This is a genomic window from Streptomyces sp. 8N114 (assembly GCF_052245835.1).
Taxonomy (GTDB): Bacteria; Actinomycetota; Actinomycetes; order Streptomycetales; family Streptomycetaceae; genus Streptomyces.
This window is the reverse complement of the sequence record NZ_JBQQBT010000026.1, coordinates 21243-48039: the sequence shown is the minus strand read 5'-3', so window position 1 is coordinate 48039 and position 26797 is coordinate 21243. Positions and strand designations below refer to the sequence as shown.

Sequence of the window (26797 nt, the reverse complement as noted above, 5' to 3'; positions counted from 1 at the left end):
CCTCGTCAGAAGTGAACCCTCCTTCCGCGAACCCAGATGTCCCATTCGGTGTCCCCCGCCGCACTCCGCCCCCCGTAGCTCAGTCTTCTGCGATCAGCCCCTCGCGCAACTGTGCGAGCGTGCGCGTCAGCAGCCGGGAGACGTGCATCTGGGAGATGCCGACCTCCTCGCCGATCTGTGACTGCGTCATGTTCGCGAAGAAGCGCAGCATGATGATCTGGCGCTCCCGCGGCGGCAGCTTGGCCAGCAGCGGCTTGAGGGACTCGCGGTACTCGACGCCCTCCAGCGCGCTGTCCTCGTAACCGAGCCGGTCGGCGAGCGAGCCCTCGCCGCCGTCCTCCTCCAGCGCCGGGGAGTCCAGCGAGGAGGCGGTGTAGGCGTTGCCGACGGCCAGACCGTCGACCACGTCCTCCTCGGAGACGCCGAGGCAGCCCGCGAGTTCGGTGACGGTCGGGGAGCGGTCCAGGGTATGCGACAGTTCGTCGCTCGCCTTCGTCAGCGCCAGCCGCAGCTCCTGGAGACGGCGCGGCACCCGCACCGACCACGAGGTGTCGCGGAAGAAGCGCTTGATCTCCCCGACCACGGTCGGCATCGCGAACGTCGGGAACTCGACGCCACGTTCGCAGTCGAAGCGGTCGATCGCCTTGATCAGCCCGATGGTGCCGACCTGGACGATGTCCTCCATCGGCTCGTTCCTGCTGCGGAAGCGGGCCGCGGCGTAGCGGACGAGCGGGAGATTCAACTCGATGAGCGTGTCCCGTACGTACATCCGCTCCGCGGTGTTGGCCGTTTCCGGGGAATCGGCCGCCGCTTTGTCGAGTGCGGCGAGCCGCAGGAAGAGCGAGCGGGAGAGCGTGCGGGTGTCGATCGTGTCGCTGTCGGGCACCGTGGCGACGGCCCCGGCGAGCTCCGCCGGCTCCGCGCCCGCGAGGCCGTCCGGCGGCACCTCGTCGAGCACCGGTGACACACTGCCCGGCTCAGCGGGCCCGGGAGGTGCCCCCGGGGCCGGGGACGTGTTCTCGGCGAGCACCTTGGAGCTGCCCAGTTCTACGGACATGCCACCCCCTTGAGGTCGCGGACGGTCGCTGCGGCGCCCTCGGCTCTGAGGGAAGCACCTCCCCCTCCATACCGGGCACGCCACTGCGGCAAACGCAGCTCTTGCAGAATGTCACAAGTAGGCAACGCGACGTAGCCTCATGTCGATAAAACTGCACAGTTGAGAGCGATGTGACGGAAGTTGAGGTAGCTCGAACCGGTTACGCGTCGATTCGATTTGCGGCCCGCAGCCGCGCGAAGCTGCGCGAGAGCAGCCGTGACACATGCATCTGCGAGACCCCGAGCTCGGCGCTGATCTGGGACTGCGTCAGGTTCCGGTAGTACCGGAGCAGCAGGATCCGCTGCTCGCGCTCGGGCAGCTGTACGAGCAGATGGCGCACGAGGTCGCGATGTTCGACCCCGTCCAGCTCGGGGTCCTCGTAGCCGAGCCGGTCCAGCAGCCCCGGCATTCCGTCCTCGCGCTCCTGTGCGGCCTCCAACGAGGTGGCCCGGTAGGCCCGTCCGGCCTCGATGCAGGCCAGCACCTCCTCCTCGGTGATCTTCAGCCGCTCGGCGATCTCGGCGGTGGTCGGGGACCGCCCGTGCAGCGTCGTCAGATCCTCGGTTGCGCCGCTCACCTGCACCCACATCTCGTGCAGCCGGCGCGGAACGTGCACCGTACGGACGTTGTCGCGGAAGTAGCGGCGGATCTCACCGACGATGGTCGGCATCGCGAAGGTGGGGAACTGCACCCCGCGCTCGGCGTCGAAGCGGTCGATGGCGTTGATCAGCCCGATGGTGCCGACCTGGACCACGTCCTCCATCGGCTCGTTCCGGCTGCGGAAGCGCGCCGCGACATACCGTACGAGCGGCAGATTGGCCTCGATGAGCGCTGCCCGGATGCGTTCGTGCTCCGCGGAGCCGGGCTCGTGCCGGGCGAGCTGCTCGAAGAGGGACTGCGTCAGCGCCCGGGTCCGCGCGGCTCGTTCCCGCTGCGCCTCGGCGGGGGAGGGGGGCGTTTCGGCGTCGCCGGAGGGAGTCTGGGTGGGGGTAGGGGTCCCGTCCACTCAGCCACCACCCCTTACGGTGCAGATCTGTCTTGATCGATCGCTTCGATCGCCTCGGGTGCTTCAGATGCTTCGGATGCTTCGCTTGCTTGCCCCGCGTTGAGCGTGCAGGCAGGATTCGTCAGCCAAAAAGCGGTCATAGCATCACAAGACATGTGCACCGTGCGCAAGCACCGTATAACTCCGTGTTGCTTGCCAGTTGCAGCCGGAAGCGCCTGGTCGAAGAGGTCACGGGAGCCCGCGCGTGACGGGCGGAACAGGTGTCTCAGTAGGGCGGAGCAGGGGTCTCAGTTGACGAGCGAGGTCATGAACCGGCCGACGCCCTGCGCGGCGCTGGAGATGCCTTCGAAACCTATCTGGACCAGATCGGCCGCGCGTTCGGGGGACGTGATGATCGTGTACAGCACGAAGACGACAAGCACATAGCCCGCGATCTTCTTCGTCTGCGCCATCGCGCTGTCCCTCCCCCGGGCGTTCGGCCCCCCGGGCGCGTTCGATCATCGACACTCTGTACACCTGTGCGGCTGTGTGAGTGTAGCGGGAACAACGGGCCGCCAGCAGACGGGAACAGCGGGCCGCCGGTAGAAGGACAGCGGTGGCTCGGAAGCCCTCACGAGCGGCTCACGAGCTGCGCACGGGTGGCTCACGGGTGGCCCACGAGCGCTCACGAGTGCTCACGGGAGGAGGACGGTCTTGCCCCGGGCGCCGCCCGCCCGGTTGCGGGCCACGGCACCGGGCGCCTGGTCCAGCGGAACCTCGGCCTCGATGGGCACGGTCAACGGCCCGCTGTCGATCTCCTCGCAGAGCCGCTCCAGCAGCTCCGCGGAGGCCGCGATGTGGTAGTTGATGCCCTCGATGCCGCGCCCGTAGAGCGCGTCCACCGATGCCGCGTCCAGTGTGGAGACCGCCACGCCGCCGTCCCGTACCAGCGCGGCGTGCCGGGCGAACTCCTCCGGCTCGGCCGACCCCAGGTCCACCAGCGCGTCCACACCGCGCGGGTACTCCTCCCGCACCGCGTCCGCCAGCTCCCGCTCGCGGGTGTCGATGGTGAGCGCCGCGCCGAAGGCCCCCATCCGGGCCTGGTCGTGCCCGTGGGTTGCGGCCACGACGCGCAGCCCGCGGGCGGCTGCGAGCTGGGTGAGGAACGTACCGACGCCGCCCGCGGCTCCGATGATCAGCAGGCTCTCGTACGAGCGGAGTGCGGCCGAGCCCATGATTCCCAGTGCCGTCATTCCCGCCGTAGGAGCACCCGCGGCGGCGGTCAGCGGAATGCTCGTCGGCGCGTGGGCGATGCTGCCCGCCTCGTTCACCACCACATACTCCGCGTACGTTCCGCCACCCACCGGCTCGCTCACCACGTGCCCGAACACCTGCTCGCCCAGGGCGAATCGATAGGTCTCCGGACCGCCGGCCTCCACGACGCCCGCGAAGTCCACCCCCATGACCAGCGGGAAGTCATACGGAACCAGTTCCTCCAGCATGCCCTCGGCGATTTTCCAGTCCAGCGGGTTCAGGCCCGCGGCCACGACCCGCACCAGCACCTCGCCCTCGCCCGGCTCGGGCCGCCGCGCCTGCAGAACCTCGGGCCGCCCGTTCCTCTCCCGCACACCGACAGCACGCATTCACCCGCGCCTCCCTGCTCCCCCCTGGGACCAGCGGACGCTCTCAACGTACGACAGCCCGCGGTCACCCGCAGATCGTCCGCTCCCCGCCCTGCCGCCGAATACCGCGTACGGAAAATCGCCGTGGGCGCGACGCATCGCACGCCGGTAAAGGGGAAATCCCGGGCGACGTCGTCGGTGCCGCCAATCTCCCGCAGAAAAACAAACCCCCATCGTGACGCCGCCGGATGATCAACCAGCGGCATCGCAACGAATATGCATGCCGTCGTCGCGCAACGCGAAAACCGCGCAATCAATGCTAGTCTGCGACCAACAGCACAATTGCTGCCGGTCCGCACGGCGCGGACCCCGCACCTCTGGTCCGACGAAGAGCGGGGCCGCGGACGAGGACCTGCGATGGGCTCATCTCGGGCCGGGGGTGGGCCCATCAGCTCGTACGGGGGCTACCACAGTTGCTCCGTCCGGACGGCGTAGTACACCGCCTGGAAGAAGCCGGCGATTGCCCGCGCGAGATCAGCGAATCGCTGAAGCGTCGTCCTCGCCGGTTCAGACTTCCAGCCCGCACCGGCCATTACTCCTCACCCCCTCTCATCGGGAGGTTGAGATGACGATACCGCAGCGTTCAAGCATTTCCCCGCGAAAAACGCCATTATTGTTCCCGCGAACTTCGCCGCGCTTTTCCCTTCGGCCGGACGGCCGAACAGCAAGGCCGGGCAGGGCTCCAGGATCGATGCGGAATTTCCGAATAGGAATCCCCTGAATTGCCCGCCACGGGTACGCCAGGGCCCTCCGGGGGCTGCCCACCTTCGTCCGCCGCGGGATCACGACGACCGGCCCACCGAGCCGCCCACCCCCGACCGGCGAGCCCCACCCACGACGAAGGGCCGGACCCTTCGCCGGGTCCGGCCCTTCATCTGTCCTGCTCAAAGCGGTAGCGGTGGGATTTGAACCCACGGAGGAGTTGCCCCCTCACTCGCTTTCGAGGCGAGCTCCTTCGGCCGCTCGGACACGCTACCGAGAGGAACTCTAGCCCAATGAGGGCCCGGGATCGAAATCGGTATCCGGAGGGGTGGGGGGTGGGGGGCCGGTGGTGCGGAAGAAGTCGGTGAGGAGGGTGGCGCACTCGTGTGCCAGTACCCCGTTGATGACCTCGGGCCGATGGTTGAGGCGGCGGTCGCGGAGGGCGTCCCAGAGGGAGCCGGCGGCGCCGGCCTTCGTGTCGAGGGCGCCGTAGACGACACGGTCGACGCGGGCGAGCACCGCAGCCCCCGCGCACATCGTGCACGGCTCCAGGGTGACGACGAGGGTGCAGCCGGTCAGTCGCCAGTCGCCGCCGCCCAGGGTGTGGGCGGCGGCGCGCAGGGCGAGGATTTCGGCGTGTGCCGTCGGATCGCCGTTCGCCTCACGGGCGTTGTGCCCCCGGCCGAGCACCGCGCCGTCCGGCCCCAGGACGACGGCGCCGACCGGCACGTCCCCCGTCCCGGGCGCCTGTACGGCTTCCGCGAGCGCCAGCCGCATGGGCTCGCGCCAGGGATCGCGTACGGGGTCGCCTTCCGGGGTGGCCCCCGGGCCCGGGGGGTTGCCCGGGTCGGGGGCGGGGGACGCGGCGGTCGGTCGGTCGTCGGCTGCGGGGGTCATGGGGACAGTGTCGCGCCTGTCGCCCGGCGGCTCAGCGGACCGCCTCCAGTACGTCCGTGCAGCCCAGCGCGTCGGCGACCTCGCTCAGCGCGTCCTCGGGGGAGAGGGAGAGCAGTACCTTCTCCTCCATTCCGAGGTCGGAGAGGAGTTCCGCGTCGCCCAGCGGACCCGCGGGTGCTGACTCCGCCTCCGCCACCGCGGCGCGTTCCGCCGCTCCGTCGTCGTCCTCGCTGCCCTCCGGCTCCCCTTCCTCCGTGCCGTCCAGGTCCACGAGTTGGTCGAGGGCCGACGGGTCTTCCGGCTGGCGGCCGAGCAGCTCGTCCGAGAGCAGTATCTCGCCGTACGAGCTGCGCATCGCCGCCGCGGCGTCCGAGACGAACACGCGGGGGTCGTCCTCGCCGTCCACGCGGACGACGCCGAACCACTCGCCGTCCTGCTCGATGCAGACCAGCACCGTCTCGTCGTCTGTCGTGGCCTCACGGGCCAGGTCGGCCAGGTCGGCCAGGGTCTCCACATCGTCCAGCTCTGTGTCGCTCGCTTCCCACCCGTCTTCGGTGCGCGCGAGCAGCGCGGCGAAATACACCGTGACTCTCCCACTGATTCAAGATGTGCCCGAGTGCTGACGAGGACCGTGCCCCCGCCCCATCGGAATCGTGGCAGAAACCCGCGCCGTGCGGAGGGTCTTCGACAGTGCGTCGTCACGCTGTTTGCCCGACTGTTGCCCGAACGTTTACCCGGGCGCTCGCCTGCGACGACTCACTGTGACAACTCGCGACTCAGAGCTGTCCGGAAGGGGTGCTGCCCGAAGGGGCAACGGTGCTTGGGGACCCCTTGTTCCGGGGTGTGGCCCCGGGGGTCGGCCTCACCAGCGGAACGTACGCATCCGCAGGGCCTGCCGGCGCCTGCGGACCGCGCGTGAGCGGCGTGGATGGACGCGCTCGCGCAACTCCTTCGCCTCGTTCAGCTCGCGGAGGAAGCGGGCACGGCGGCGCAGCCGCTCGGCGTCCGCGCTGAGGTCCGCCTTCGGGGAGCGGTCCGTGCGGCGCTCCGTGCGACGGTCGCTTTCCGCACGGAAGTCCGGACGGAAGTCCGATTCCTTGCGGGGCCGAAAAATCTGTCCCGGTTGCCGGCGCGGCTGCTGCCCGGGCTCACGTGGCTCTGACATATGCACACCTCCGGTGTACTTGCCCACTTTCCCTGGTCCGCCCGGCGTACGCCAGAGCGCCCCGGCGTATCCGAGTGCTCCGTCCGGAGCTCGGTGCATGCGACCCTGGCGCGTACGGGCGCGTACGGGCGCGTACGGGCGTTAACCGGTCGGGTACCGGCGGGATCCGCCGTGCGCGGCCTCGGATACTGTCGAAGCATGCGGATCCACGTCGTCGACCACCCTTTGGTCGCGCACAAACTCACCACCCTGCGCGACGAGCGCACCGACTCACCGACCTTCCGCCGTCTCGCGGACGAGCTGGTGACGCTGCTGGCGTACGAGGCCACCCGCGATGTGCGGGTCGAGGAGGTCGCGGTCACCACGCCGGTGACCGGGACCACCGGTGTGCAGCTCTCCCGGCCCCGCCCGCTGGTGGTGCCGATCATCCGGGCCGGGCTCGGCATGCTGGAGGGCATGGTCCGGCTGCTGCCGACGGCCGAGGTCGGCTTCCTCGGGATGATCCGCGACGAGCACACCTTGCAGGCTTCGACGTACGCGAACCGCATGCCTGACGACCTGTCCGGGCGCCAGGTCTACGTCCTCGACCCGATGCTGGCCACCGGCGGCACGCTGGTCGCCGCGATCAACGAGCTGATCCGGCGCGGCGCCGACGATGTGACCGCGCTCTGCCTGCTCGCGGCGCCCGAGGGTGTCGCCGTCATGGAGCGGGACCTGGCCGGTACGCCGGTGACCGTGGTGACGGCCTCGGTTGACGAGCGCCTCAACGAGCAGGGTTTCATCGTGCCGGGCCTGGGCGACGCCGGGGACCGGATGTACGGGACCGCCGGGTAGCGCCTGCACGCGAGGGGCCTGCACGCGAAGGCCTGGGTGTGAAGGGCCTGCGTGCGAAGGTGCGTTGGCGAGTACGCGGGGCAGTTCAGCAGGTGGCGAGTTCAGCAGGTGGCGGGGGAGGCCGGCGCCGACTTTCCCGGACGAGGTGAGCCGGCCAGCTCGGCCAGCGCTGCGGTGGCCGTCTTCTTCTTCGTCAGATGCTCGAACTCCTTGCCGAGGACGAGATCCACGTCCTTGCCGTCCCGCTCGTCGTACCGGGTCTCGGTGTTCTCGAGCTGGGTGCCCAGGACTTGCAGGCGGTCGGAGGTCGTGGAGCCGGGGGCGCCGACGAGGATGCCCGCCTTCTTGACCTTCTCGTCGAACTCCGCGGGCGCGTTGCCGATCTTGCCGATCTTGAAGCCGCGCTTCTTCAGCTCGTCGGCGGTGTCCTTGGCCAGGCCGCTGCGCGAGGTGGCGTTGAGGACGTTGACGGTGATGTCGCCGGGCTTCGGGAGTTCGCTGTCGGTCACGGCCTTCTCGGTGCCGCCGGCGGCAGCGTGCTTGCTGCCGATGGCTGCGTTCCTGCCGCCCGCTGTGGCCTTCTCGGCACCGTTGGGCGAGGCGCACTTCGTGTGCTCCGCCGGGCGGCCGGAGGCTTTGGCGGGGCCGCCGCCGGAGAAGATGTCGACGAGTTGGAGCGTGCCCCACCCCAGTACCGAGACGGCCAGCGCGGAGGCGAGCGAGGCGGCGATGATCCGCCCCCGCCTGCGTGGCCTGCGCATCCGTGGATAACGGTCTCCCGTGATGCGGTACTGCCCACCCATGTCCGGGGGAGTGAACATGCTCATGTGCGCAGAGTAGTGGCGGCAGGCAGTACTGCCTACTAGATGATCAGCGGCTTCTCGATACGCCCACAAACACGTACCCGAACGGGGGAATGTGTGTGCTCCTGCGCCCGCGAACTCCCCACTCGGGTCCGCGGCGGGGTCAGTCGAGTTCGAGGACGCGGGCGTGCAGCACTTGGCGCTGCTGGAGCGCCGCGCGCACTGCCCGGTGCAGCCCGTCCTCCAGGTACAGGTCGCCCTGCCACTTCACGACGTGGGCGAACAGGTCGCCGTAGAACGTCGAATCCTCCGCGAGCAGGGTCTCCAGGTCGAGCTGGCCTTTGGTGGTGACGAGCTGGTCAAGGCGCACCGGGCGCGGGGCCACATCCGCCCACTGACGGGTGCTCTCCCGGCCATGGTCGGGGTACGGCCGCCCGTTTCCGATTCGCTTGAAGATCACACGGAAAGCCTACCGGGCTACCGGTACCGGGCGCAGCCCTGTGCCGCTGGTGCAATCCGGGTGATTCGCGGTGAAGCATGAGGAAAGTGGGCAGACCGTGGATGGAAGGCGGGCGGAAGGTGGGCGCCGCTCGGGTGTAGGCGGTGTGCAAGTCGTGTGGGAGCTGGGCGGCGCCCCGTTGTCCACAGGCTGTGGACAACGGGGCGCGTGGTTGCACGGGGCAGGGGTCAGCGAATGAGCCGCGCGCCCTTGTACGGACCTGTGACCGGCGATGAGGCCGTATCCCCGGTGGTCTTTCCGGCCGTTTCCCCGGTTGTATCGGCCGTGGTCAGGCGGTTACCGGCCGGCCGGTCGGTGCCGTGGGGCAGCCCGCTGGTGTCCCAGGCGTAGTGGCCGACCGCGTTGGCGATGGCCTTGACGTTGAGGTCGAAGGCACGGGTGTTGATGTTCTTCAGCGTGTCGCAGGACTGGTGGTAGCAGCCGTCGTACGCCGCTCCCGCCGTGCCGCCCCACAGCTTCTGCTCCTCGGCGGTCTTGATCCCCTCGGCTCCGGTGAACGTGCCACCCGCGGGGATGCCCGCCTCGATGAAGGGGCCGTAGTCGGAGCGGCCGGTGAAATCGGTGCCTCGGGTCGGCGTGCCGCGCGAGTTGAGGAAGTCCACCAGATCCTTCTCCAGCGTCGCCGAACCCTCCGGGCCGGGGCCCGCGCCCGTGCCGTCGGAGTCGTCTCCGTCGTAGGCGAACATCCCGTAGTTGGGGCTCGCGATCATGTCGAAGTTGAGGTAGAGCGCGATTTTCGCGCGCTCGGCGGCCGGGAGCTGCTGTACGTAGTGCTCGGCGCCGAGCAGGCCCAGCTCCTCGGCGCTCCACAGGGCGAAGCGGACCTTGTTGGTGTGCTTGCCCTTGGGGTCGGCCTTGGCCAGCTGGAGGGCGGTCTCCAGGACGCCCGCCGAGCCGGAGGCGTTGTCGTTGATGCCGGGCCCCTCGGGGACGGAGTCGAGGTGGGCGCCGAGCATCACCGTGTTGTCCGGGTCACCGCCGCGGGTCTCGGCGATGACGTTGTCGGTGGTGCGCTGCTCCTGGTGCTCCCGTACCTCCAGATTGACGGTGACCTCGCCCTTGGTGACCTGTTCGGCGAGCGCCTCGCCGTCGGCCTTGGTGATGCCGCCGGTGGGGATGCGGGCGGCGTCCGGGCTGCCGAGGGTGCCGTTGAGCGTGCCGTCCTCGTTGTTGTAGATCACCGCGCCGACCGCGCCCGCGTCGGCGGCGCTCGCCTGTTTCTGCGCGAACGAACAGCCGCCGCGCTTGATCAGCGCGATCCGGCCGTCGTACGTGCCCTTGGCGTAGTCGCCCGCCTCGCAGCCGTTGGTGCCGTCGGCGTCGACCGGTACGGCCGTGACGGGCGCCTTGATGCCGCCCTCCGGGGTGCTCTTGGTGTACGTCATCAGCGTGATCGGGACGTCACGCTGGTCCGGGCTCACGACGGAGAGCTTCTCCGCGAGGGTCTCGCGGAAGGTGAACTCGAACTTCTGGTAGGTGACCTTGTAGCCGGCCGCCTTGAGCAGGGTGCCCGCGTAGCGTGCGGAGCGGTCGTGGCCCTCGGAGCCCGCGCCCCGGTTGCCGTCGCTGTACTCCGCGATGTTGCTGAGGGCCTTCAGATGCTTCATGGCGCCGTGTCCACTGGTGCGCCGGACCAGCTTCTTGGCGAGCTTGTCGGCTTCTTTCGCGGACTGCGTGGCGGACGGTTCGGCGGACTGCCCGGCGGGATGTGCGTCCGCGTCGTTGGTGGCGGCGCCGGCTGCCGTGGTGGAGGCGAGGAGCAGCGGGGTGGCCAGGGCGGTGGCGGCCAGAGCCGCCATGGATCTCCTGCGCAGTGCGTGCAGGGAGCGGGCGGAGCGGAGCGGTACGGACACAGTCGTGGTCCTTTCCGGGAACGGCCGTTCGACGTGTGGTGCTCTGGTGCGCTCTTGTGCTCTCTGGTGCTCTGGTGCTTCGAGTCCGGCGGCGTCCGGCATACGGACGCGCCGACTCGGTCAGAGGGAAGCTAGCGGGCGGCGGGCCCGGAGGGAACGTCTGTGCGCGCACTGCCGGCACCGGCGTCGCGCGTACTGCGGGTTCCGGTGTGGCCCGTACTGCCCATCCCGGTGTGGCGCGTACTGCGGGTACCGTCGTCGTGCGTACTGCCGGTCCCGGTGTGGCGCGTACTGCTGTCACGGTGGCTCGGGAACGCATGGGGAGGGGAACCGCGTTGGTAGCGTGTAGCGTCCGATACCGCCTGCGTGTCGTCTCCGCGCCCTCCTCCGGCCACCGGCCGGGCGGCCCCCCCAGTCCCGCGCCCCTGATCAGGAGCCTTCCGTGACCAACCTCGCACTAGGACCCAGCTGGCTGGATCCGGACTTCCTGATCCAGACCTTCGGCCCTGTCGGGATCCTGGCGATCGTCTTCGCGGAGTCGGGCCTGCTCATCGGCTTCTTCCTGCCCGGCGACTCGCTGCTGTTCACCACGGGGCTGCTGATCGTGACCGACCAGCTGCACATGCCGCTGTGGCTGATGTGCCTGCTGATCGTGCTCTCCGCAGTACTGGGCGACCAGGTCGGATACATGTTCGGCAAGAAAGTGGGGCCGACGCTCTTCAAGCGGCCCGACTCACGGTTCTTCAAGCAGGAGAACGTCGAGAAGGCACACGAGTTCTTCGAGAAGCACGGGCCGAAGTCGCTGGTGCTGGCCAGGTTCGTCCCGATCGTGCGGACGTTCACGCCGATCATCGCCGGTGTCAGCGGGATGCGGTACCGCTCGTTCGTGATCTTCAACATCGTCGGCGGCACCTTGTGGGGCGCCGGCGTCACCCTGCTGGGCGCCGCGCTGGGGCAGATCGATCTGGTCCACGAGCACATCGAGACGATCCTCATCGGGATCGTGCTGCTGTCGATCCTCCCGATCGTGATCGAGTATCTGCGGAGCCGCCGCAAGGGCGGCTCCGCCGCAGCCGAGTCGGAGGCCGCTGCTGCTCCCTCCCATCCGGAGAGCTACCCCCCGGCGCCGGGCACGCCCTACGGCTCCGCGGGTTACGGCGCTCCGGGGCAGCACCCGGGTGCCCCCGGTGCGCCGGGCGCCCCTGGTGTTCCCGGCGGCTATGGCCCTGGTCACGGTGCGGGTTCCGGCCCTTCCGGGCCCGAGGGCGCGATGCCTCCCGGGGCTCCCTACGGTGACGGCTACCCGCTGCCCCCGGAGGTCCCGTACGGCGGCGGCCCCGGCGCTGCGCCTCAGGGGCAGTACGGCACTGGTGCGGCACCGCAGGGTCCGTACGAGGAGGGCGGGGCGCCGCAGGGTCCTCCGGCTCCGCCGCAGGATCCGTCGGCTCCGCAGAACCGGCCCGGTGGCCGGGGTCGGCACGCCCGCCGCTAGGCCGTTCCGGCAAGGGGGTGCCCCCGGCCGAGGTGTGCGTCGTGGTTGAGCGCGCAGTTCCCCGCGCCCCGGACGGGGCGCGGGGAACCGCGCTTGCGCTCAGCTCTTCTCAGTTGCTGGGCGGCGCCTGGACGGCAGCAGTCGTTTCAGCAGGGGCCAGAGCAGCAGGACGGCGATGACCGCGTAGACGGTGATCGCGAAGGGGGTGTTGACCAGGCCGGTGACGCTGCCGTCACTGATCTGGAGCGCCCTGCGCAGTTGCTGCTCCGCGTTGGGACCGAGGATGACGCCGATGATCGCGGGCAGTACGGGCAGTCCGTAGCGCCGCATCATCAGGCCGATGAGGCCGATGACCAGCAGGATCACCACATCGACGGCCTCGCCGCCCACCGCGTAGGCGCCGACCGCTGCGAAGAAGAGGATCCCCGCGTACAGGTAGGGGCGGGGTACCCGCAGCAGCTTCGACCAGACGGGTGCCAGCGGCAGGTTGAGGACGAGCAGCATCACCATGCCGACGAACAGCGAGGCGATCAGGCCCCACACCAGTTCGGGCTCGCGCTCGAACAGCAGCGGGCCCGGCTGGATGCCGTACTGCTGGAACGCGGCGAGCATCACCGCGGCGACGGCGGTCGTCGGCAGACCCAGGGTCAGCATCGAGACGAGCGTGCCGGCGGCCGAGGCGGAGGCGGCCGACTCCGGTCCGGCGACGCCCTCGATGGCACCCTTGCCGAACTCTTTCGGGTGCTTCGAGAGCCGCTTCTCGGTGATGTACGAGAGGAACGTGGGGATCTCCGCGCCGCCGGCCGGCACGGCGCCGAACGGGAACCCGATCAGCGGGCCGCGCAGCCACGGCTTCCACGTACGCCGCAGCTCCTCCCGCGCCAGCCAGGGGCGGCCGACCGGGATGGAGGCGCCCGTGCCGCGCCGCAGATGTGCGGCCACCCACAGCGCCTCCCCGATGGCGAAGAGGCCGACGGCGACGATCACGACGTCGATGCCGTCCGAGAGTTGGAGGCTGCCGAACGTCAGCCGCTGCTGGCCCGTCATCTGGTCCAGCCCGACCAGCCCGAGCGTCAGTCCGATCAGCAGGGAGGCGAAGCCGCGGATGCGGGAGGAGCCGAGGACGGAGGTGACGGCGATGAAGGCCAGCACCATGATCGCGAAGTAGTCGGGGGCGCCGATGTCCACGGCCAGGCTCGCCACGGCCGGGGCGAGGACGACGAGCAGGACCGTACCGATCATGCCGCCGGCGAAGTGCCCGACGGCCGCGGCGGCGAGCGCCTGGGAGCCGCGTCCCGCCTTGGCCATCGGATTGCCTTCGATGGCGGCGATCACCGCGGCGCTCTCCCCCGGGGTGTTGAGCAGGATGGAGGTCGTCGAGCCGCCGAACATGCCGCCGTAGTAGATCCCGGCGAACATGATGAACGCCGCCGTCGGGTCGAGACCGTAGGTGACGGGCAGCAGCAGGGCGACGGCCATGGCCGGGCCGATGCCCGGCAGTACGCCGATGGCGGTGCCCAGCAGTACTCCGGTTGCGGCCCACAGCAGATTGAGGGGCGTCAGGGCGGTACCGAAGCCGTCGATCAGGGAGTTGACGGAGTCCATCGGTTACATCACTCCCATCAGAGGTCCGCCCGGCAGCTGGACGCCGAGGAGGAGGTGGAAGACCGCATAGGTGATCAGGGACAGTGCGGCGGCGATCAGTGGATCGCGGGTGAGCGCGTGCGTGCGGCTGCCCAGCGCGTAGGCCGAGCCCCAGAACAACAGTGCGCCCGCGAGCGGGAAGCCGAGCGGGTCGATCAGCGCGGCGAAGGCGAGGAAGACGCCCGCGAGCAGCGCGACCGTACGCCAGTCGCCCGGCTCCGACAGATCGATGTCCTCGCCGCCCTCCGCCTCGCCGCGCCCGCCGCGCAGTACGTCGACGGCGAGCAGGACGGAGACGACGAGCAGCGCGGCGCCGACGATCAGGGGGACCGTACGGGGACCGACGGGGCCGCGTGCCCCGGCGACGGTCTCCATGGTCAGCGCGTCGGTGAGGACGAGCACGCCGACGGCCAGCAGCAGGGCGCATACGCCGAGTTCGGAGTAGGCGCGCAGGCCGGTGGGGGCCGGTTTCGTGTCGGGGGTCGTGCCCGGTGTGTCCGGTGTTTCCGTTGCGCTCACTGTCCCAGCTCCTTCAGGACGGAGTCCACGCGCCTGTCCTCGCTCTTGAGGAAGCGGCCGTACTTGTCGCCGGGGAGCCAGGCGTCGTCCCAGCCGTTGGTACGCAGCGACTTACGCCACTCCTTCGAGTCACGCAGCTCGCGCATGAAGCGGATCAGCTTGTCCCGCTGGGCCCGGGAGAGGCCGGGCGGCGCCATCATGCCGCGCCAGTTGGTGAACTCCACATCGACGCCCGCCTCCTTGAGGGTGGGCGCGTCGAAGCCCTTGACCCGCTTCGGTCCCGTGACGGCGAGCAGTCGCAGCTCGCCGGACTTGATCTGGTCGCGGTACTCGCCGAGGCCCGAGATACCGAACTTCACCTTGCCGCCCAGTACGGAGGCCAGCAGCTCGCCGCCGCCGTCGAACGGCACGTAGTTGACCGACCTGCTCTTGATGCCTGCCGCGCGGGCCATCAGCATCGGCGCCAGGTGGTCGGGGCCGCCCGGCGAGGAACCGCCGCCGACAGGCATGGACCGCGGGTGCTTCTTCCAGTCGGCCAGGAGCTGTTCGAACGTCTTGTACTTGGAGTTCTTGGCGACGACCACGATGTCCGGCTCCTCCGTGAGCCGCGCGATCGGTGTCGCGTCGGCGAGCGTGGAGGGCGCGTGGTTGGTGTGGACGGCGCCGACCACGCCGAGCCCCATGGACATCGTCAGCTTGCCGTTGCCGCGCTCGTTGACGAGGCGGCTGAGGCCGACGGTGCCGCCGGCGCCGGGCAGATTGAAGACCTCGATGTTGTGGTTGAGCTCGGCGTCCTCGGCGTTTTTGGCGGCCGTACGCGCGGTGATGTCGTAGCCGCCGCCGGGGGTGTTGGGCACCATGAAGCGCAGGCCGGGGATGTTCGTACCGCCTGCGGCGCCGCTGCCGGAGGTGATCAGCGGCGGTACGAGCAGCACGACGACCGCGGCTGCCAGGGGGGAGAGAAGGGCGCGCGTACGCACGCGGAACACCGCCTTTCCAGGGCAGTCCGGGGGACGGGGGTGGGGGAGGCCCACATGCTGCCCGGGTGGCGGGGCGGTGTCTGCCCTCGTACGGCAAGAAAAGTATTGGTCGTTGTGTTCGTTGTGGTCTCGAGGGCGGGGTGACCGGAATGGTGGGGTGTGGTCGGTTCTGCCGCTGTCTTCTGCTGCCGTCTTCTGCCGCTGTCTTCTGCCGCCGAATTCGGTGGTGGCTTCAGCTGGTGTCTTCAGCTGGTGTCTTCGGCGGGGACCAGTGCCGCGTCGAGGGCATCGAGGGAGGGGTAGTGCGGCAGGCGGTGCTCCAGTTCGAGCCGCCGCAACAGCCTGCCGACCGGTACCTGCTCGCACACCAGCACCAGCCAGCCCTCCCGGGAGAGCGCTGCCGTGCGGGCCCGCAGCAGGACGCGGACCACCGAGCAGTCCAGGAACGTCACGTCGCGCATGTCCAGTGCGACGCGGGGCGGAGCGGCGTCCGACAGTGCCCGGACCAGGTCGGTCTCCAGCTCGGGCAGCGTCGCGATGTCCAGTTCGCCCCTCGCGCGTACGGTCCGGAACCGGGCGGGGCCCGGGGTGTCGGAGCGCGGGACGGCGACCATGGAAGACCCCTTCCACTGACGGGCGGTACGGCGGTGCATGCGGTACGGCGGTGCGGGCGGTGTGGTGGTGTGTGGCGGCGCGTGTGGGCCGGTGGTGTGTGGCGGTGCGGTGGTGTGTGTGGGCCGGTGGTGTGTGGCGGTGCGGTGGCGTGGGTGGTGCGGTGGTGCGTGCGGTGCAGCCTCGCGGCGGTGCGGCATGACCGCGGACCTGCATTGTCGGCGATACGGCGTGCGGCCGCGCGGCGCGTGCGTTCGGCGGCAGGCCAGGTGGGTCTCGTGCGCGGGCGGCGACACGGTCGTCCGGCCGGGGTCCGGGGCCGAACATGTGCACTCTAAGCACGTCCTGAGGGCGCTGAGGCGTGAGTGCGGACACCGAACCCCTCAGTGCCTTGATCTCACCCGTCCGAGTGATGGCGGGGTCCGGCGGCGCCGGTGGGGGCGCATGAAGGGCGCATGGCCCGTGTGCTGTGAGGGCAGGGCTGAAGGATGCGACGTGAGGTGGGAGATGAGGCGCGCGCTACGGCTGAGGCACTGGCCGCGCACTTCGGACTGGAGCCACTGCCACGCGAGGGTGGACGGTTCCGGCGGCTGTGGGCGGGGCCCGAGCGGAGTGACGGACGGCCGGAGGGCTCCGCGATCGTGATGCTGCTGACCGACGAACCCGGCGACTACTGCGCGCTGCACCGGCTGCCCAACGACGAGGTCTGGCACTACTACCTGGGCGCCCCGCTCCAACTGCTGCTGCTCGCCCAGCGCGGGGAGCGTACGGCTGTCAGCACCCCCGTGCTCGGTCCCGATGTGCTCGGCGCAGGGCACCAGGTGCAGCTCACCGTGCCGGCCGGAACGTGGATGGGAGCCCGGGTCGCGCCGGGGGACGTGAACGGTACGGGAGGGGCAGGCAGCGTGGACGGGGCCGACAGGGTGAGCGGGGTCGGTGGTGTCGGCGGGTCCGGTGGTGTCGGCAGGGCGGGCGGTGCGTGGACGCTGTTCGGCTGCACGATGGCGCCCGGCTACACCGACGCGGGGTACGAGCACGGCGACGCGGACGCGCTCGCCCGGGCTTACCCGGAGCACGAGCAGCTCATCAGGGAGCTGGCCCGATGAGGCCGCCGGCCCCGCCCACTGCCCCGCCCACCGAGCCACGCACCGTGCTGGTCACCGGCGCCTCCGGCGGTATCGGTCGCGGTATCGCCCGCCGGTTCGCGGCGGCGGGCATGCCGGTGGTGGTCCACTACCGCAGCGACGCCGCGGGGGCGCACCGGACGGTCGAGCTGATTCTGCGGGAGGGCGGCGCGGCCCTCGCCGTGCACGGCGACCTGGCCACGGCGGACGGCTGCCGTGCCGTGGTCGCCGAGGCCGCGCAGTGGCGTCCCGCGGGGCTGGGTGCGCTGGTCAACAACGCGGGCGTGCAGCCCGTACGGGAGCTGCGCGGGATGACGGCCGAGGAGTGGCGAGCGGTCGTCGACACCAATCTCTCCAGCGTCTTCGGCTGTACGCAGGCGGCGGCTCCGCTGCTCGCGGAGGGCGATGGCGGCAGCATCACGCACGTCGCCTCGATCGAGGCGACGCAGCCCGCGCCGGGGCACGCGCACTACGCCGCCTCCAAGGCCGCGATCGTCACGCACGCGCGGGCCGCCGCGCTGGAGTACGGGCCGCTCGGGGTGCGGGTGAACACCGTCTCGCCCGGGCTGGTGGAGCGGGAGGGCATCGAGGAGCAGTGGCCCGAGGGTGTACGGCGCTGGCGCGCGGCGGCTCCGGACGGCCGCTTGGGGACGGCCGAGGACGTGGGCGACGCCTGTGTGTTCCTCGCCTCGCCGCAGGCGCGCTGGATCAACGGCCACGACCTGGTGCTGGACGGCGGGGTGTCGGCACGGCCCTCGTGGTGACGGCGGCGCCTGGGTCAGGCGTCCTCACCCACGTAGCTGCGCAGATGCTGTGCCGTCAATGTGCCCGCCTTGGAAATGAGTTCGGCCGGGGGGCCGGTGAACAGGATCTCGCCGCCGTCGTGGCCGCCGCCCGGGCCCAGATCGATGATCCAGTCCGCGTGGGCCATCACCGCCTGGTGGTGCTCGATGACGACGACCGAGTTGCCGTCCTCGACCAGCCGGTCCAGCAGCGACAGCAGCTGGTCGACATCCGCCATGTGCAGCCCTGTCGTCGGCTCGTCCAAGACGTAGGTGGCGGCCTTCTCCGCCATGTGGATGGCCAGCTTGAGTCGCTGGCGCTCGCCGCCCGAGAGGGTGTTCAGCGGCTGGCCCAGGCGTAGGTAGCTCAGGCCCACATCGGCGAGGCGGCCGAGGATCGCGGCGGCCTGGCCGGTGGGGAAGAACTCGCGTGCCTCGGCCACCGACATGGCCAGCACCTCGCTGATGTTCTTCCCGCGCAGCGTGTACTCCAGCACCTCGGGCGTGAAGCGCTTGCCCTCGCACTCCTCGCACACCGAGGCGACCCCGGCCATCATCGCCAGGTCGGTGTAGACCAGCCCGATGCCGTTGCAGTTCGGGCAGGCGCCCGCCGAGTTGGCCGAGAACAGCGCCGCCTTGACGCCGTTGGCCTTGGCGAAGGCCGTACGGACCGGGCCCAGCAGCCCGGTGTAGGTTGCCGGGTTGCTGCGGCGCGAGCCGCGGATCGGCGACTGGTCGGCCACCAGTACGTCGTCCCGGCCGGACAGATAGCCGTGGATGAGGGAGCTCTTGCCGGAGCCCGCCACACCCGTGACGACCGTGAGGACGCCCAGCGGGATGTCCACGTCGACATCCTTGAGGTTGTGCAGATTCGCACCCCGGATCTCGATCGTCCCCTTGGGCTCCCGGACCGTCTCGCGCAGGCGGGCGCGGTGGCCCAGATGGCGGCCGGTGAGCGTGCCGGAGCCGCGCAGGCCCGCCACGTCCCCCTCGTAGCAGATCCGGCCGCCCTCGGTGCCCGCGCCGGGGCCGAGGTCGACCACATGGTCGGCGATGGCGATGACCTCCGGCTTGTGCTCGACCACCAGCACCGTGTTGCCCTTGTCCCGCAGGAGGAGCAGCAGTTCGTTCATGCGCTGGATGTCGTGCGGGTGCAGGCCGATGGTGGGCTCGTCGAAGACGTAGGTGACGTCGGTGAGGCTGGAGCCGAGGTGGCGGACCATTTTGACGCGCTGTGCCTCGCCGCCGGAGAGAGTGCCCGCGGGCCGGTCCAGGCTCAGATAGCCCAGCCCGATGTCCACCAATGAGTCGAGCGTCTGGCAGAGCGTGTCGCGCAGCGGCGCCACGGAGGTGTCGGTCAGGCCCCGGACGAACGGGGCGAGGTCGCTGATCTGCATGCGGGCGCAGTCCGCGATGTTCACGCCGTCGATCTTCGAGGAGAGCGCCGCCTGGCTGAGCCGGCTGCCGCCGCACGCCGGACAGCTGGTGTAGACGACGGCCCGGTCGGTGAACTCCCGGATGTGGGACTGCATCGCGTCCCGGTCCTTGGACAGGTAGGTGCGCTGGATGCGGGTGATCACGCCGTCGTAGGTGAGATTCGAGGTGCCGACCTTGACCTTCGTCGTCGGCTGGTACAGCAGCGCGTCCCACTCCTGCTGGGTGAAGTCGCGGACCTTCTTGTCCGGGTCGAAGAACCCGCAGTTGACCATCACCTGCCAGAACCAGGTGTCCACGGCGAACCCCGGTGCGGTGACGGCGCCCTCGCGCACGGACAGCTCACGGTCGACGATCTGGTCGATGTCGATGGTGGTGGTCTCGCCCAGCCCCTCGCACTCGGCGCACATGCCCTCCGTGCTGTTGAAGCTGAACGCGGTCGAGGTGCCGATATGCGGGGTGCCCAGACGGCTGTAGATGATCCGCAGCATCGTGTAGGCGTCGGTGGCGGTGCCCACGGTGGAGCGGGAGTTGGCGCCCATCCGCTCCTGGTCGACGACGATCGCCGCGCTCAGGTTGCGCAGGCTGTCCACGTCGGGGCGGCCCTGGCTCGGCATGAACGACTGGATGAACGCCGTGTACGTCTCGTTGATCAGCCGCTGGGACTCGGCCGCGACGGTCCCGAAGACCAGCGAGGACTTGCCGGAACCCGACACCCCTGTGAAGACCGTCAGCCTGCGCTTGGGCACGTCGAGGGAGACGTTCGCGAGGTTGTTCTCCCGCGCCCCGCGCACCTCGATCACATTGTGGCTGTCGGCGGGCGTCAGCGGCGTGTTCTGGGCTGGCATCCTGGCTCTCCTCGGTCCCTGTCCGGGCGCCCCGCACCCGGACAGTCCTGCTGAAGCGATTGGTTGGCCAGCCTAGGCGGAGGGTCTGACAATCGCGGTTCACCGCCGGAACCGGTGCGATCGCCAACTCGGCGCGGTCTGCCCCGGGTTGGGCTGAGCCTCACCAGCCGGTCAGCAGGATGTGGTTGACCGCCAGTGCGCCTGCCGCCTGGGCCGCCAGCCAGTACCGTGCGCCCCGGCGGGGCAGCAGCGCTGCGGCAGGGAGCAGCCAGGTGAGGAAGGGCAGCCAGATCCGTTCGGTCTCCGCCTTGCTCATGCCGGACAGATCGGCGACGGCGATCGTCAGTAGGGCCGCCAGGACCAGCAGGGCGAGGCGTTCGCGGCTGCCGAGGCGGTGGGCGGGGCCGTCCGCCAGGCCGCCAGCTCCCGGCGCGCTGTCCGCTCGTCGCTTTCGCAGCCGGAGCGGCACTTGGTGCCCGGCTGCCGCGCCGCACACCAGTGCCCGTCGTACCCCGGCCACTACCGCGGGTCCCGCAGCTGTCACCGCACAGCCGAGGTTGGCCCACACCCAGTAGCTGTACGGCCGTACGCGGGCGGCGCCCTCGTAGTAGCGCTCGGTCAGCAGTCGATAGCCCTCCCACCAGTTGAACCCCGCGAGAGTGAAGGCGGCGGCCACCACGGCGACGCCCGCGAGCACCCATGGGAGGGGCCGCAGGGTGCGGGACAGTGCGAGGACAGTGAGCCCGAGCAGCGCGCACAGGGTGAGCCCGTACGACAGATAGCAGGTGAGCCCGAACAGCAGCCCCGCACCGAGCGCAGCAGTGCGCGGGGCGCGGGGCGCGTGCTGCCCTGTGCGTACGGCACGTGTGGAACGCGCGGACAGGGCGAGCAGCGCGAGTGCCCAGGCGGCCACTGCTGTGAAGTAGCCGTCGGCCGACACGCCCATCCAGACCGCAGTGGGCGCCAGGACGAGGAACGGCGCTGCTCTGCGGGCCTGTTGCTCGTCCGTCAGGGCACGCAGCGCCACCAGTACGGCGGCGGCTGACGACGAGCCGACGGTGATGACCCACGCGGACGCCCATGGGCCACCGCCCAGCCCCACGCGGTCGAGCCCGACGAAAGTGAGGACGGCGGCGGGCGGATGGCCCGCCACGTGCGGGACCCAGTTGTCGGGGGAGTGCAGCAGGATGTGGTCGGTGAAGGTGCGCAGTGCGGCGCCGACGTCCCCGAACCGGTCGACTTCCTGGAGGTATTCGTAGGCGGAGGTGAGTTGGTTCGCCACACCCCGGTGCCAGCCGTCCACCAGGGCGAGCGACCAGATCCACGCCATGGAGGCGCCCCAGGCCGCCGCCAGCAGCCGCCGCCACGGCAGGCGCGACGCCAGCGCAGGGCCGTAGCCGAGCACGACCGCAGCGACCAGCAGCGCGGCCGGTGTGCCCGGGCCCAGGTGGGGTTCGAGCTCGGCGTAGAAGGGCGGCAGGTGGACGCGCAGCGTGCCGTGCTCCCGTTCGATGGCCCAGCCGATGAGGACGGCCGCGGTCACCAGTGCCCCGGCCGCAGTGACGACGATCAGGTCGGGCACCAGGCCGTGTGCGGCGGTTCTTGCCCGGCCCTTCGGTGCCTGCCTTTCCGGCGTCAGCCTTTTCGGCTGTTCCGGCAAGGGGGTGCCCCTGTTCGGCGCCTGCCGGCTGCGGGTGGGTTGTGGCTGGGCGCGCAGTTCCCCGCGCCCCTTCGGGGCGCGTGGGGGGTTCGGGTCGGCAGGCACAGGGGCACGTTAGGCCGCGCGGGGCCGCACAGGGGCCACCGGCGGAGGACGTCAGCGTTTCGTCATGGGTCGCAGCCCTCTCCCGGGCCGTACCGGCGCTTACGGTCACCGCATGGGCGACCACCGCACCCTTCCCCGGCCCACCCGGCTCCCCTCGGACCCGGGCTTCTGGCGCAGTCCGTTGCGCGGCCCGTGGCTGACGGCGCTGCTCGGTGCCGTACTGCTGGCCGGTATCACCGTGCTGTTCGTCACCGGCCTGCTGTCCTACGCGGCGTACAACCCGGATCTGCGGTCCAACGACCGGACACCGGACCATGGGCTGCTCGGTTTCTATCTGTTCGCCTGGCCGACCGATCCGTACTGGCTCTACCGGCTCACCCAGGGACTGCACACCACGCTCGGCGTAGTGCTGGTGCCGGTGCTGCTGGCGAAGCTCTGGTCGGTCATCCCGAAGCTGTTCACCATGCCGCCCGCTCGCTCTGCCGCGCACGCGTTGGAGCGGATCTCGCTGCTGCTGCTCGTCGGCGGTGTGCTGTTCGAGTTCGTGACGGGGCTGCTGAACATCCAGCTCGACTATCTGTTCCCCGGCTCGTTCTACACGCTGCACTTCTACGGTGCGTGGGTCTTCATCGCCGCGTTCCTGGTGCACGTCGCGCTGCGGCTGCCCAAGGCCGTGCGGGTGCTGCGGGACGGGCCCCCGGACGACTTCGCATCAGGCAGGAGAAAACCATCAGGCAGGAGAAAACCATCAGGCGGGAGAGAACGCAGAGGGCCGGCGGACGGTGCGGAGCGGAGCGGGGAACGCAGTCGTGAGGAACCCGGGGGCGAGGGGGTGCGCGAGCCGGGTCTCGACACCGGGCTGGTCGCGCCCCGTCCGGCCGCGCCCACGCTGACGCGGCGCGGAGCGCTCGGCGCGGTGGGCGGCGGCTCGGTACTGCTGCTGGGCGTGACGATCGGCCAGAACTTCGACGGGCCGCTGCGGCGCACCGCGCTGCTGGCACCGCACGGCGGCACCGACCCCGGAACCGGGGCGAACGCCTTCCAGATCAACAAAACGGCCGCCGCCGTCGGCGTCACCGAAGAGGAGGCCGGTGACCGCTGGCGGCTGACGATCGAGGGCCCGCGCGGGCGGAAGCTGCGGCTCTCCCGGGCCGAGTTGCTGAAGATGCCGCAGCACTCCGCGGCGCTGCCGATCGCCTGCGTGGAGGGCTGGTCGACCTCGGACCAGCACTGGAGCGGCGTACGGCTGCGCGACCTGGCGGAGCTGGCCGGGTTCGACCCCAGGGAGGGGCTGCCCGGCGTCTTCGTGGCGTCACTCCAGCGTTCCGGCGCGTTCCGGCACGCGTCCCTGCGGGACAACCAAGTACGCGATTCGCGGTCCCTGCTGGCACTGCGGGTGGGTGGCGAGGACCTCTCCCTCGACCACGGCTATCCGGCCCGCGTCATCGTTCCGGCGGCACCCGGGGTGCACAACACCAAATGGGTCACCCGGCTGGCGTTCGGAGCGGACCGATGAGGGGCCGACCGGGCCGGTCGCGGGGGCCCGCGGCGGGCGGCCGGATGGAGGCCGGTCCGGCAGCAGGCGCCGGGCGGTTGCGCCGCTCGGTGGGCAGCCCGCTCCAGATCGTCCTGCTGCTGGCCTCTTTCGTGCTGACCGGCTATGCGGGTGTGCGGCTGCTGGCGGACGACTGGCTGGGCGTCGCTGTGTGGTTCGTGGGGGCAGCGCTGCTGCACGATCTGGTGCTGCTGCCGCTGTACTCGCTCGCGGACCGGGTGCCCAGACTGACCGGCCGGTATGTGAACCACCTTCGGATCCCCGCCCTGCTGTCCCTTCTGCTGCTGTTGGTCTGGCTCCCGCTGATCGTCGGTCCGGCCGACCGGTACCCGAAGCTCACCGGGCGGCCGGAGGGGAACAACGGCTACGCGCTGCACTGGCTGTGGGTGACGGTCGGGCTGTTCGCCGTTTCGGGGTTGTGGCTGGCCGTACGGACAGTGCGCGGCAGGCGGCCCCCGCACAGGCCGTATCAGCTGCGCCGCAGTGTGTCTCAGGCGCGCCGCAGTGCGACGAAGAAGCGTCCGCCGGACTCCCACTGACCCGCGGCCGACCAGCCGGCGGGCAGCGCGTACCGCAGCAGTGCGCGGGTACCCAGCCGGGCCCAGGGGAACAACTGCCCACTGCCGGGGCGGGTGTGCGCGCTGCGCCCGTTGTCGATGTGCACCTCGGCCCGCTCGTCGATGTCCAGGGGCGAGGTCTCGGCCAGCAGCAGCCCGCGCGGGGCGAGGAGCCGGGCACACCGCTCCAGCAGTGCCTCGGGGGCGCCGCCTATCCCGATGTTGCCGTCCAGCAGCAGCACGCTTCCCCACCGGGCCTCCCCGGGCAGTGGGTCGAAGACCGAGCGGCACAGTGCCGTACCGCCGAGGCCGACGGTGCGCGCGACAGCCGCCGGGCTCACGTCGATGCCCAGGGCCCGGTGGCCGAGCGAGGACAGTGCTGCCACCAGCCTGCCGGGGCCGCAGCCGATGTCGAGCACGGCTCCCTCGCAGCGGCGCAGCACCGACATGTCGGCCGCGTCCGCGCTCGCGCACCAGCGCTCCACCTCCAGCGGCAGCAGCCAGCCGTCGCTGCGGCGAAGGAACAGCGGCCCGCAGCCGCTGCGCAGCGCGTCGGCGTACGGGTCGGCACTCCACTGCGTCACTGGTGCCGTGGCCGCCGGGGTTGCCGTCGACGCTGTGGCTGCCGTGGTGGGTGTGGTGGTCGTCATGGAATGGCCGTCCAGCGTACGTCGAGACCGTCCCCGCGGACCTGTCTCCTGGGGACGGTGGGTACGGCCGGGAAGCGTTCGGGCCGCAGTTCCGGGAGCGTGGCGACGGATGCCGCGAACCGGCCGCCGGGTGCCTCGGCGGCGACCCGTACGGCGTCCTCGGCGGTGTCCACGTCGCGCAGCGCCGGAAGGTGGCGCACCCGCAGCCCCTCCCGTGCCAGCCGGGCGAGCTGCGCCTGTCCGGTCGTCGGGGTGGACATGGGAACTCCGCGCAGGAGTGCGGGGTCGGGGCGGGCCAGCCCCAGCGCCCAGAAACCGCCGTCCAGGGCCGGTCCGAACCAGGCGTCGCACTCCCGCCAGCTGTCCGGGCCGAGCGCGGGAGCCAGCAGTGCGGGGGTCAGTTGCGGGGTGTCCATCCCGACCAGCAGCGCCGGCCCGCTGCCCGCTTCGGCGAAGGCTGCGGCGAGCCGTTCGTCCAGCCCTCCGGCGCACTGCGGGACGACGTCGAAACCGGGCGGCAGCCACTCGCCGGGCCGTCCGGACAGCACCAGCACGCGGCGCCTTGCGGGCATGGCCCGTACGGCTTCCAGGGTGTCGTGCAGCGAGGCGGCTGCCAGCATCGCGGCCTGGTGCGGCGAACACGGCGGGCACAGTCGCGTCTTGACCCGGCCGGGCACCGGCTCCTTGGCGATGACGAGCAGCGTGGTGGTCCCTTCCGGGGGACAGCAGCGGTCCGTCATCGGGCAGCCTCCGCTCCGGTGGCGGGCGGCTCCTGGAGCACCGCGCGCATGTCGCGTACCGCATGCCAGGTGCCCAGCCAGGTGCCGGTGACCTTGGACTTGCCGGTGCGGGGGAGGTAGGGCACGTCGCGCTCCTCGATCCGCCAGCCGGCGTCGGCGGCCCGTACGACCATCTGGAGCGGGTATCCGCTGCGCCGGTCGGTCAGCCCGAGCGCCAGCAGTCCCTCGCGGCGGGCGGCCCGCAGCGGGCCCAGGTCGTGCAGCCGTACGCCGGTACGCGCGTGCAGCATGCGGGAGAGCGCGAGATTGCCCGCACGGGCGTGCGCGGGCCAGGCGCCGCGCGTCTGCGGGCGCCTGCGGCCCAGTACGAGGTCGCTGCGGCCCTCGCGTACCGCCTCGGCGAACGGCACCAGGAGGGACGGGTCGAGAGAGGCGTCGCAGTCGCAGAAGCAGACGATGTCCGCCTCGGCGGCCGTCAGCCCGGCGTGGCAGGCGGCGCCGAAGCCGCGCCGGGGCTCGGACACGACGGTCGCGCCCAGTTCGCGTGCCGTCGCAGCGGAGCCGTCCGTCGAGCCGTTGTCCACGACGATTGCACGCCAGCCCGGTGGTATCCGTTCCAGCACCCAGGGCAGCGCCTGCTCCTCGTCGAGGCAGGGGAGTACGACATCGACACCGGGCACGGGCGCGGCCTCCTTCGAGCGAGGTTCGATCACGCCGCACACCCTATGAAAACAAAACGGGCATTCCGGACTTCGCGTTCTTACGAAACACGGACATCGCCCGGTGCTGCCGCCGACCGGCCCTCCGCGCCCACCTGTCTGGTGCCACCCTGATGCCATGCAGCCATCAGCCACCGGGCGCGTCCTGGTCGTCGACGACGACCCCACCGTCGCCGAAGTCGTCACCGGGTACCTGCACCGCGCCGGGTACGCCGTCGACCGTGCGGAGACGGGACTCCGCGCCCTGGAGCGTGCTGCGGCGCACTGGCCTGACCTCGTGGTGCTCGATCTGATGCTGCCCGAGCTGGACGGCCTGGAAGTCTGCCGCCGGCTGCGCGAGAAGGGGCCCGTGCCCGTCATCATGCTGACCGCGCTCGGGGACGAGGGCGACCGGGTGCTGGGCCTGGAGGTCGGCGCCGACGACTACGTCACCAAGCCGTTCAGCCCGCGCGAACTGGTGCTGCGCGTCGAGTCCGTACTGCGCCGCAGCCGCCGCGCGGAGGACGTGTCGCGCCCGGCGCCGCCGCTGCGCGCCGCAGGACTGACCGTCGACCCGCGCGCCCGGCTCGCCACCAGGAACGGGGCCGAGCTCTCCCTCACCGTACGGGAGTTCGACCTGCTGGCCCATCTGCTGCGGCACCCGGCGAGAGCGTTCTCGCGCGAGGAGCTGATGCGCGAGGTGTGGGGCTGGGACTTCGGCGACCTCTCGACGGTGACCGTCCATGTCCGCCGCCTGCGCGCCAAGATCGAGGACGACCCCGCGCACCCCCGGCTGATCCAGACGGTATGGGGCGTCGGCTACCGGCTCGACCCGGACGCCACCGTGCAGGAGGGCTGAA

The 26797-nt window shown here is 70.9% G+C and carries 26 protein-coding genes and 1 tRNA gene; 7 read left to right on the top strand and 20 right to left on the bottom strand.

Annotation, left to right across the window (positions count from 1 at the left end):
* Positions 1-79 precede the first annotated feature (79 nt).
* From ACTWQF_RS31745 to ACTWQF_RS31710, 8 genes are all read right to left on the bottom strand, one after another.
* Positions 80-1057 (bottom strand): RNA polymerase sigma factor SigF, encoded by a 978-nt coding sequence (locus ACTWQF_RS31745; RefSeq protein WP_443283187.1) that lies wholly within the window; start codon positions 1055-1057, stop codon positions 80-82.
* A 199-nt stretch (positions 1058-1256) separates the two neighbouring features.
* Positions 1257-2102, bottom strand: a complete 846-nt coding sequence (locus ACTWQF_RS31740) for an RNA polymerase sigma factor SigF (RefSeq protein WP_443283186.1) — start codon at positions 2100-2102, stop codon at positions 1257-1259.
* Positions 2103-2389: 287 nt separating this feature from the next.
* Positions 2390-2554, bottom strand: a complete 165-nt coding sequence (locus tag ACTWQF_RS31735) for a hypothetical protein (protein ID WP_209267574.1) — start codon at positions 2552-2554, stop codon at positions 2390-2392.
* Between the two features lie 222 nt (positions 2555-2776).
* On the bottom strand, positions 2777-3724 hold the full coding sequence (locus ACTWQF_RS31730; RefSeq protein WP_443283185.1) for an NADP-dependent oxidoreductase: 948 nt from the start codon (positions 3722-3724) through the stop codon (positions 2777-2779).
* 929 nt (positions 3725-4653) lie between these two features.
* Positions 4654-4740, bottom strand: a tRNA-Ser gene (locus ACTWQF_RS31725).
* A gap of 10 nt (positions 4741-4750) precedes the next feature.
* Positions 4751-5362: a tRNA adenosine(34) deaminase TadA gene (gene tadA, locus ACTWQF_RS31720; RefSeq protein ID WP_443283184.1), complete on the bottom strand. Its 612-nt coding sequence runs from the start codon at positions 5360-5362 to the stop codon at positions 4751-4753.
* Between the two features lie 31 nt (positions 5363-5393).
* Positions 5394-5945 carry a tRNA adenosine deaminase-associated protein gene (locus tag ACTWQF_RS31715; protein ID WP_443249236.1) on the bottom strand — a complete coding sequence of 184 codons (552 nt, stop codon included), beginning with the start codon at positions 5943-5945 and terminating at the stop codon, positions 5394-5396.
* 279 nt (positions 5946-6224) lie between these two features.
* Positions 6225-6476 carry a hypothetical protein gene (locus tag ACTWQF_RS31710; protein WP_443283223.1) on the bottom strand — a complete coding sequence of 84 codons (252 nt, stop codon included), beginning with the start codon at positions 6474-6476 and terminating at the stop codon, positions 6225-6227.
* Between the two features lie 249 nt (positions 6477-6725).
* Here ACTWQF_RS31710 and upp point away from each other — a divergent pair, with 249 nt between their 5' ends.
* Entirely contained in the window at positions 6726-7361 is a 636-nt protein-coding gene (upp, locus tag ACTWQF_RS31705) for a uracil phosphoribosyltransferase (RefSeq protein WP_443283183.1), read from the top strand.
* A gap of 101 nt (positions 7362-7462) precedes the next feature.
* On the opposite strand, the gene ACTWQF_RS31700 is transcribed toward upp, so the two are convergent.
* The 3 genes from ACTWQF_RS31700 to ACTWQF_RS31690 all read right to left on the bottom strand — a co-directional run bounded on the left by ACTWQF_RS31700 (position 7463) and on the right by ACTWQF_RS31690 (position 10483).
* Positions 7463-8188: a LytR C-terminal domain-containing protein gene (locus ACTWQF_RS31700; RefSeq protein WP_443283182.1), complete on the bottom strand. Its 726-nt coding sequence runs from the start codon at positions 8186-8188 to the stop codon at positions 7463-7465.
* Positions 8189-8327: 139 nt separating this feature from the next.
* A complete protein-coding gene (locus ACTWQF_RS31695; RefSeq protein WP_003999914.1) occupies positions 8328-8624 on the bottom strand; it encodes a type II toxin-antitoxin system VapB family antitoxin in 297 nt (98 codons plus the stop codon).
* A gap of 227 nt (positions 8625-8851) precedes the next feature.
* Positions 8852-10483, bottom strand: a complete 1632-nt coding sequence (locus ACTWQF_RS31690; protein ID WP_443283222.1) for a M28 family metallopeptidase — start codon at positions 10481-10483, stop codon at positions 8852-8854.
* A gap of 496 nt (positions 10484-10979) precedes the next feature.
* Here ACTWQF_RS31690 and ACTWQF_RS31685 point away from each other — a divergent pair, with 496 nt between their 5' ends.
* Positions 10980-12029 carry a DedA family protein gene (locus ACTWQF_RS31685; RefSeq protein WP_443283181.1) on the top strand — a complete coding sequence of 350 codons (1050 nt, stop codon included), beginning with the start codon at positions 10980-10982 and terminating at the stop codon, positions 12027-12029.
* A 99-nt stretch (positions 12030-12128) separates the two neighbouring features.
* Here the strand turns inward: ACTWQF_RS31685 and ACTWQF_RS31680 are convergent, their stop codons facing one another.
* From ACTWQF_RS31680 to ACTWQF_RS31665, 4 genes are all read right to left on the bottom strand, one after another.
* The gene (locus tag ACTWQF_RS31680; protein ID WP_443283180.1) at positions 12129-13634 is read right to left on the bottom strand and encodes a tripartite tricarboxylate transporter permease; all 1506 of its coding nucleotides are present in this window, start codon (positions 13632-13634) and stop codon (positions 12129-12131) included.
* A gap of 3 nt (positions 13635-13637) precedes the next feature.
* Entirely contained in the window at positions 13638-14192 is a 555-nt protein-coding gene (locus tag ACTWQF_RS31675) for a tripartite tricarboxylate transporter TctB family protein (protein WP_443283179.1), read from the bottom strand.
* Positions 14189-15172, bottom strand: a complete 984-nt coding sequence (locus tag ACTWQF_RS31670; protein ID WP_443283178.1) for a Bug family tripartite tricarboxylate transporter substrate binding protein — start codon at positions 15170-15172, stop codon at positions 14189-14191. The genes ACTWQF_RS31675 and ACTWQF_RS31670 overlap by 4 nt, the downstream gene beginning before the upstream one ends.
* A 245-nt stretch (positions 15173-15417) precedes the next feature.
* Entirely contained in the window at positions 15418-15786 is a 369-nt protein-coding gene (locus ACTWQF_RS31665) for an STAS domain-containing protein (protein ID WP_443283177.1), read from the bottom strand.
* Between the two features lie 486 nt (positions 15787-16272).
* Here ACTWQF_RS31665 and ACTWQF_RS31660 point away from each other — a divergent pair, with 486 nt between their 5' ends.
* Together ACTWQF_RS31660 and ACTWQF_RS31655 are read left to right on the top strand one after the other, a co-directional pair.
* On the top strand, positions 16273-16890 hold the full coding sequence (locus tag ACTWQF_RS31660; protein WP_443283176.1) for a cupin domain-containing protein: 618 nt from the start codon (positions 16273-16275) through the stop codon (positions 16888-16890).
* Positions 16887-17672: an SDR family NAD(P)-dependent oxidoreductase gene (locus ACTWQF_RS31655; RefSeq protein ID WP_443283175.1), complete on the top strand. Its 786-nt coding sequence runs from the start codon at positions 16887-16889 to the stop codon at positions 17670-17672. Before ACTWQF_RS31660 ends, ACTWQF_RS31655 begins: the two co-directional genes overlap by 4 nt.
* 14 nt (positions 17673-17686) lie before the next feature.
* Here the strand turns inward: ACTWQF_RS31655 and ACTWQF_RS31650 are convergent, their stop codons facing one another.
* Entirely contained in the window at positions 17687-19972 is a 2286-nt protein-coding gene (locus ACTWQF_RS31650) for an ATP-binding cassette domain-containing protein (RefSeq protein ID WP_443283174.1), read from the bottom strand.
* 160 nt (positions 19973-20132) lie between these two features.
* Positions 20133-21632: a hypothetical protein gene (locus ACTWQF_RS31645; RefSeq protein WP_443283173.1), complete on the bottom strand. Its 1500-nt coding sequence runs from the start codon at positions 21630-21632 to the stop codon at positions 20133-20135.
* A 217-nt stretch (positions 21633-21849) separates the two neighbouring features.
* Here ACTWQF_RS31645 and ACTWQF_RS31640 point away from each other — a divergent pair, with 217 nt between their 5' ends.
* Both ACTWQF_RS31640 and ACTWQF_RS31635 read left to right on the top strand, forming a co-directional pair.
* A complete protein-coding gene (locus ACTWQF_RS31640; RefSeq protein WP_443283172.1) occupies positions 21850-23253 on the top strand; it encodes a molybdopterin-dependent oxidoreductase in 1404 nt (467 codons plus the stop codon).
* 44 nt (positions 23254-23297) lie between these two features.
* Positions 23298-23831 carry a hypothetical protein gene (locus ACTWQF_RS31635; protein WP_443283221.1) on the top strand — a complete coding sequence of 178 codons (534 nt, stop codon included), beginning with the start codon at positions 23298-23300 and terminating at the stop codon, positions 23829-23831.
* On the opposite strand, the gene ACTWQF_RS31630 is transcribed toward ACTWQF_RS31635, so the two are convergent.
* Genes ACTWQF_RS31630 through ACTWQF_RS31620 form a run of 3 tightly spaced genes read right to left on the bottom strand, consistent with a single transcriptional unit; the run spans position 23783 to position 25952 of the window.
* Positions 23783-24499, bottom strand: a complete 717-nt coding sequence (locus tag ACTWQF_RS31630; protein WP_443283171.1) for a class I SAM-dependent methyltransferase — start codon at positions 24497-24499, stop codon at positions 23783-23785. The genes ACTWQF_RS31635 and ACTWQF_RS31630 overlap by 49 nt on opposite strands.
* Entirely contained in the window at positions 24496-25239 is a 744-nt protein-coding gene (locus ACTWQF_RS31625) for a TIGR04282 family arsenosugar biosynthesis glycosyltransferase (RefSeq protein WP_443283170.1), read from the bottom strand. Before ACTWQF_RS31625 ends, ACTWQF_RS31630 begins: the two co-directional genes overlap by 4 nt.
* Positions 25236-25952 (bottom strand): glycosyltransferase family 2 protein, encoded by a 717-nt coding sequence (locus tag ACTWQF_RS31620; RefSeq protein WP_443283169.1) that lies wholly within the window; start codon positions 25950-25952, stop codon positions 25236-25238. Before ACTWQF_RS31620 ends, ACTWQF_RS31625 begins: the two co-directional genes overlap by 4 nt.
* 124 nt (positions 25953-26076) lie before the next feature.
* On the opposite strand from ACTWQF_RS31620, the gene ACTWQF_RS31615 reads away from it, so the two are divergent.
* Entirely contained in the window at positions 26077-26796 is a 720-nt protein-coding gene (locus tag ACTWQF_RS31615; protein ID WP_443283168.1) for a response regulator, read from the top strand.
* Position 26797: the final 1 nt, after the last annotated feature.

Coding starts and splice junctions, on each gene's coding strand:
- ACTWQF_RS31655 (WP_443283175.1), top strand. CDS start 16,887: ATGAGGCCGCCGGCCCCGCCCACTGCCCCGCCCACCGAGCCACGCACC.
- tadA (WP_443283184.1), bottom strand. CDS start 5,362: ATGACCCCCGCAGCCGACGACCGACCGACCGCCGCGTCCCCCGCCCCC.
- ACTWQF_RS31650 (WP_443283174.1), bottom strand. CDS start 19,972: ATGCCAGCCCAGAACACGCCGCTGACGCCCGCCGACAGCCACAATGTG.
- ACTWQF_RS31745 (WP_443283187.1), bottom strand. CDS start 1,057: ATGTCCGTAGAACTGGGCAGCTCCAAGGTGCTCGCCGAGAACACGTCC.
- ACTWQF_RS31665 (WP_443283177.1), bottom strand. CDS start 15,786: ATGGTCGCCGTCCCGCGCTCCGACACCCCGGGCCCCGCCCGGTTCCGG.
- ACTWQF_RS31630 (WP_443283171.1), bottom strand. CDS start 24,499: ATGACGACCACCACACCCACCACGGCAGCCACAGCGTCGACGGCAACC.
- ACTWQF_RS31700 (WP_443283182.1), bottom strand. CDS start 8,188: ATGAGCATGTTCACTCCCCCGGACATGGGTGGGCAGTACCGCATCACG.
- ACTWQF_RS31660 (WP_443283176.1), top strand. CDS start 16,273: ATGCGACGTGAGGTGGGAGATGAGGCGCGCGCTACGGCTGAGGCACTG.
- ACTWQF_RS31735 (WP_209267574.1), bottom strand. CDS start 2,554: ATGGCGCAGACGAAGAAGATCGCGGGCTATGTGCTTGTCGTCTTCGTG.
- upp (WP_443283183.1), top strand. CDS start 6,726: ATGCGGATCCACGTCGTCGACCACCCTTTGGTCGCGCACAAACTCACC.
- ACTWQF_RS31615 (WP_443283168.1), top strand. CDS start 26,077: ATGCAGCCATCAGCCACCGGGCGCGTCCTGGTCGTCGACGACGACCCC.
- ACTWQF_RS31730 (WP_443283185.1), bottom strand. CDS start 3,724: ATGCGTGCTGTCGGTGTGCGGGAGAGGAACGGGCGGCCCGAGGTTCTG.
- ACTWQF_RS31640 (WP_443283172.1), top strand. CDS start 21,850: ATGGGCGACCACCGCACCCTTCCCCGGCCCACCCGGCTCCCCTCGGAC.
- ACTWQF_RS31690 (WP_443283222.1), bottom strand. CDS start 10,483: ATGGCGGCTCTGGCCGCCACCGCCCTGGCCACCCCGCTGCTCCTCGCC.
- ACTWQF_RS31635 (WP_443283221.1), top strand. CDS start 23,298: ATGGAGGCCGGTCCGGCAGCAGGCGCCGGGCGGTTGCGCCGCTCGGTG.
- ACTWQF_RS31625 (WP_443283170.1), bottom strand. CDS start 25,239: ATGACGGACCGCTGCTGTCCCCCGGAAGGGACCACCACGCTGCTCGTC.
- ACTWQF_RS31680 (WP_443283180.1), bottom strand. CDS start 13,634: ATGGACTCCGTCAACTCCCTGATCGACGGCTTCGGTACCGCCCTGACG.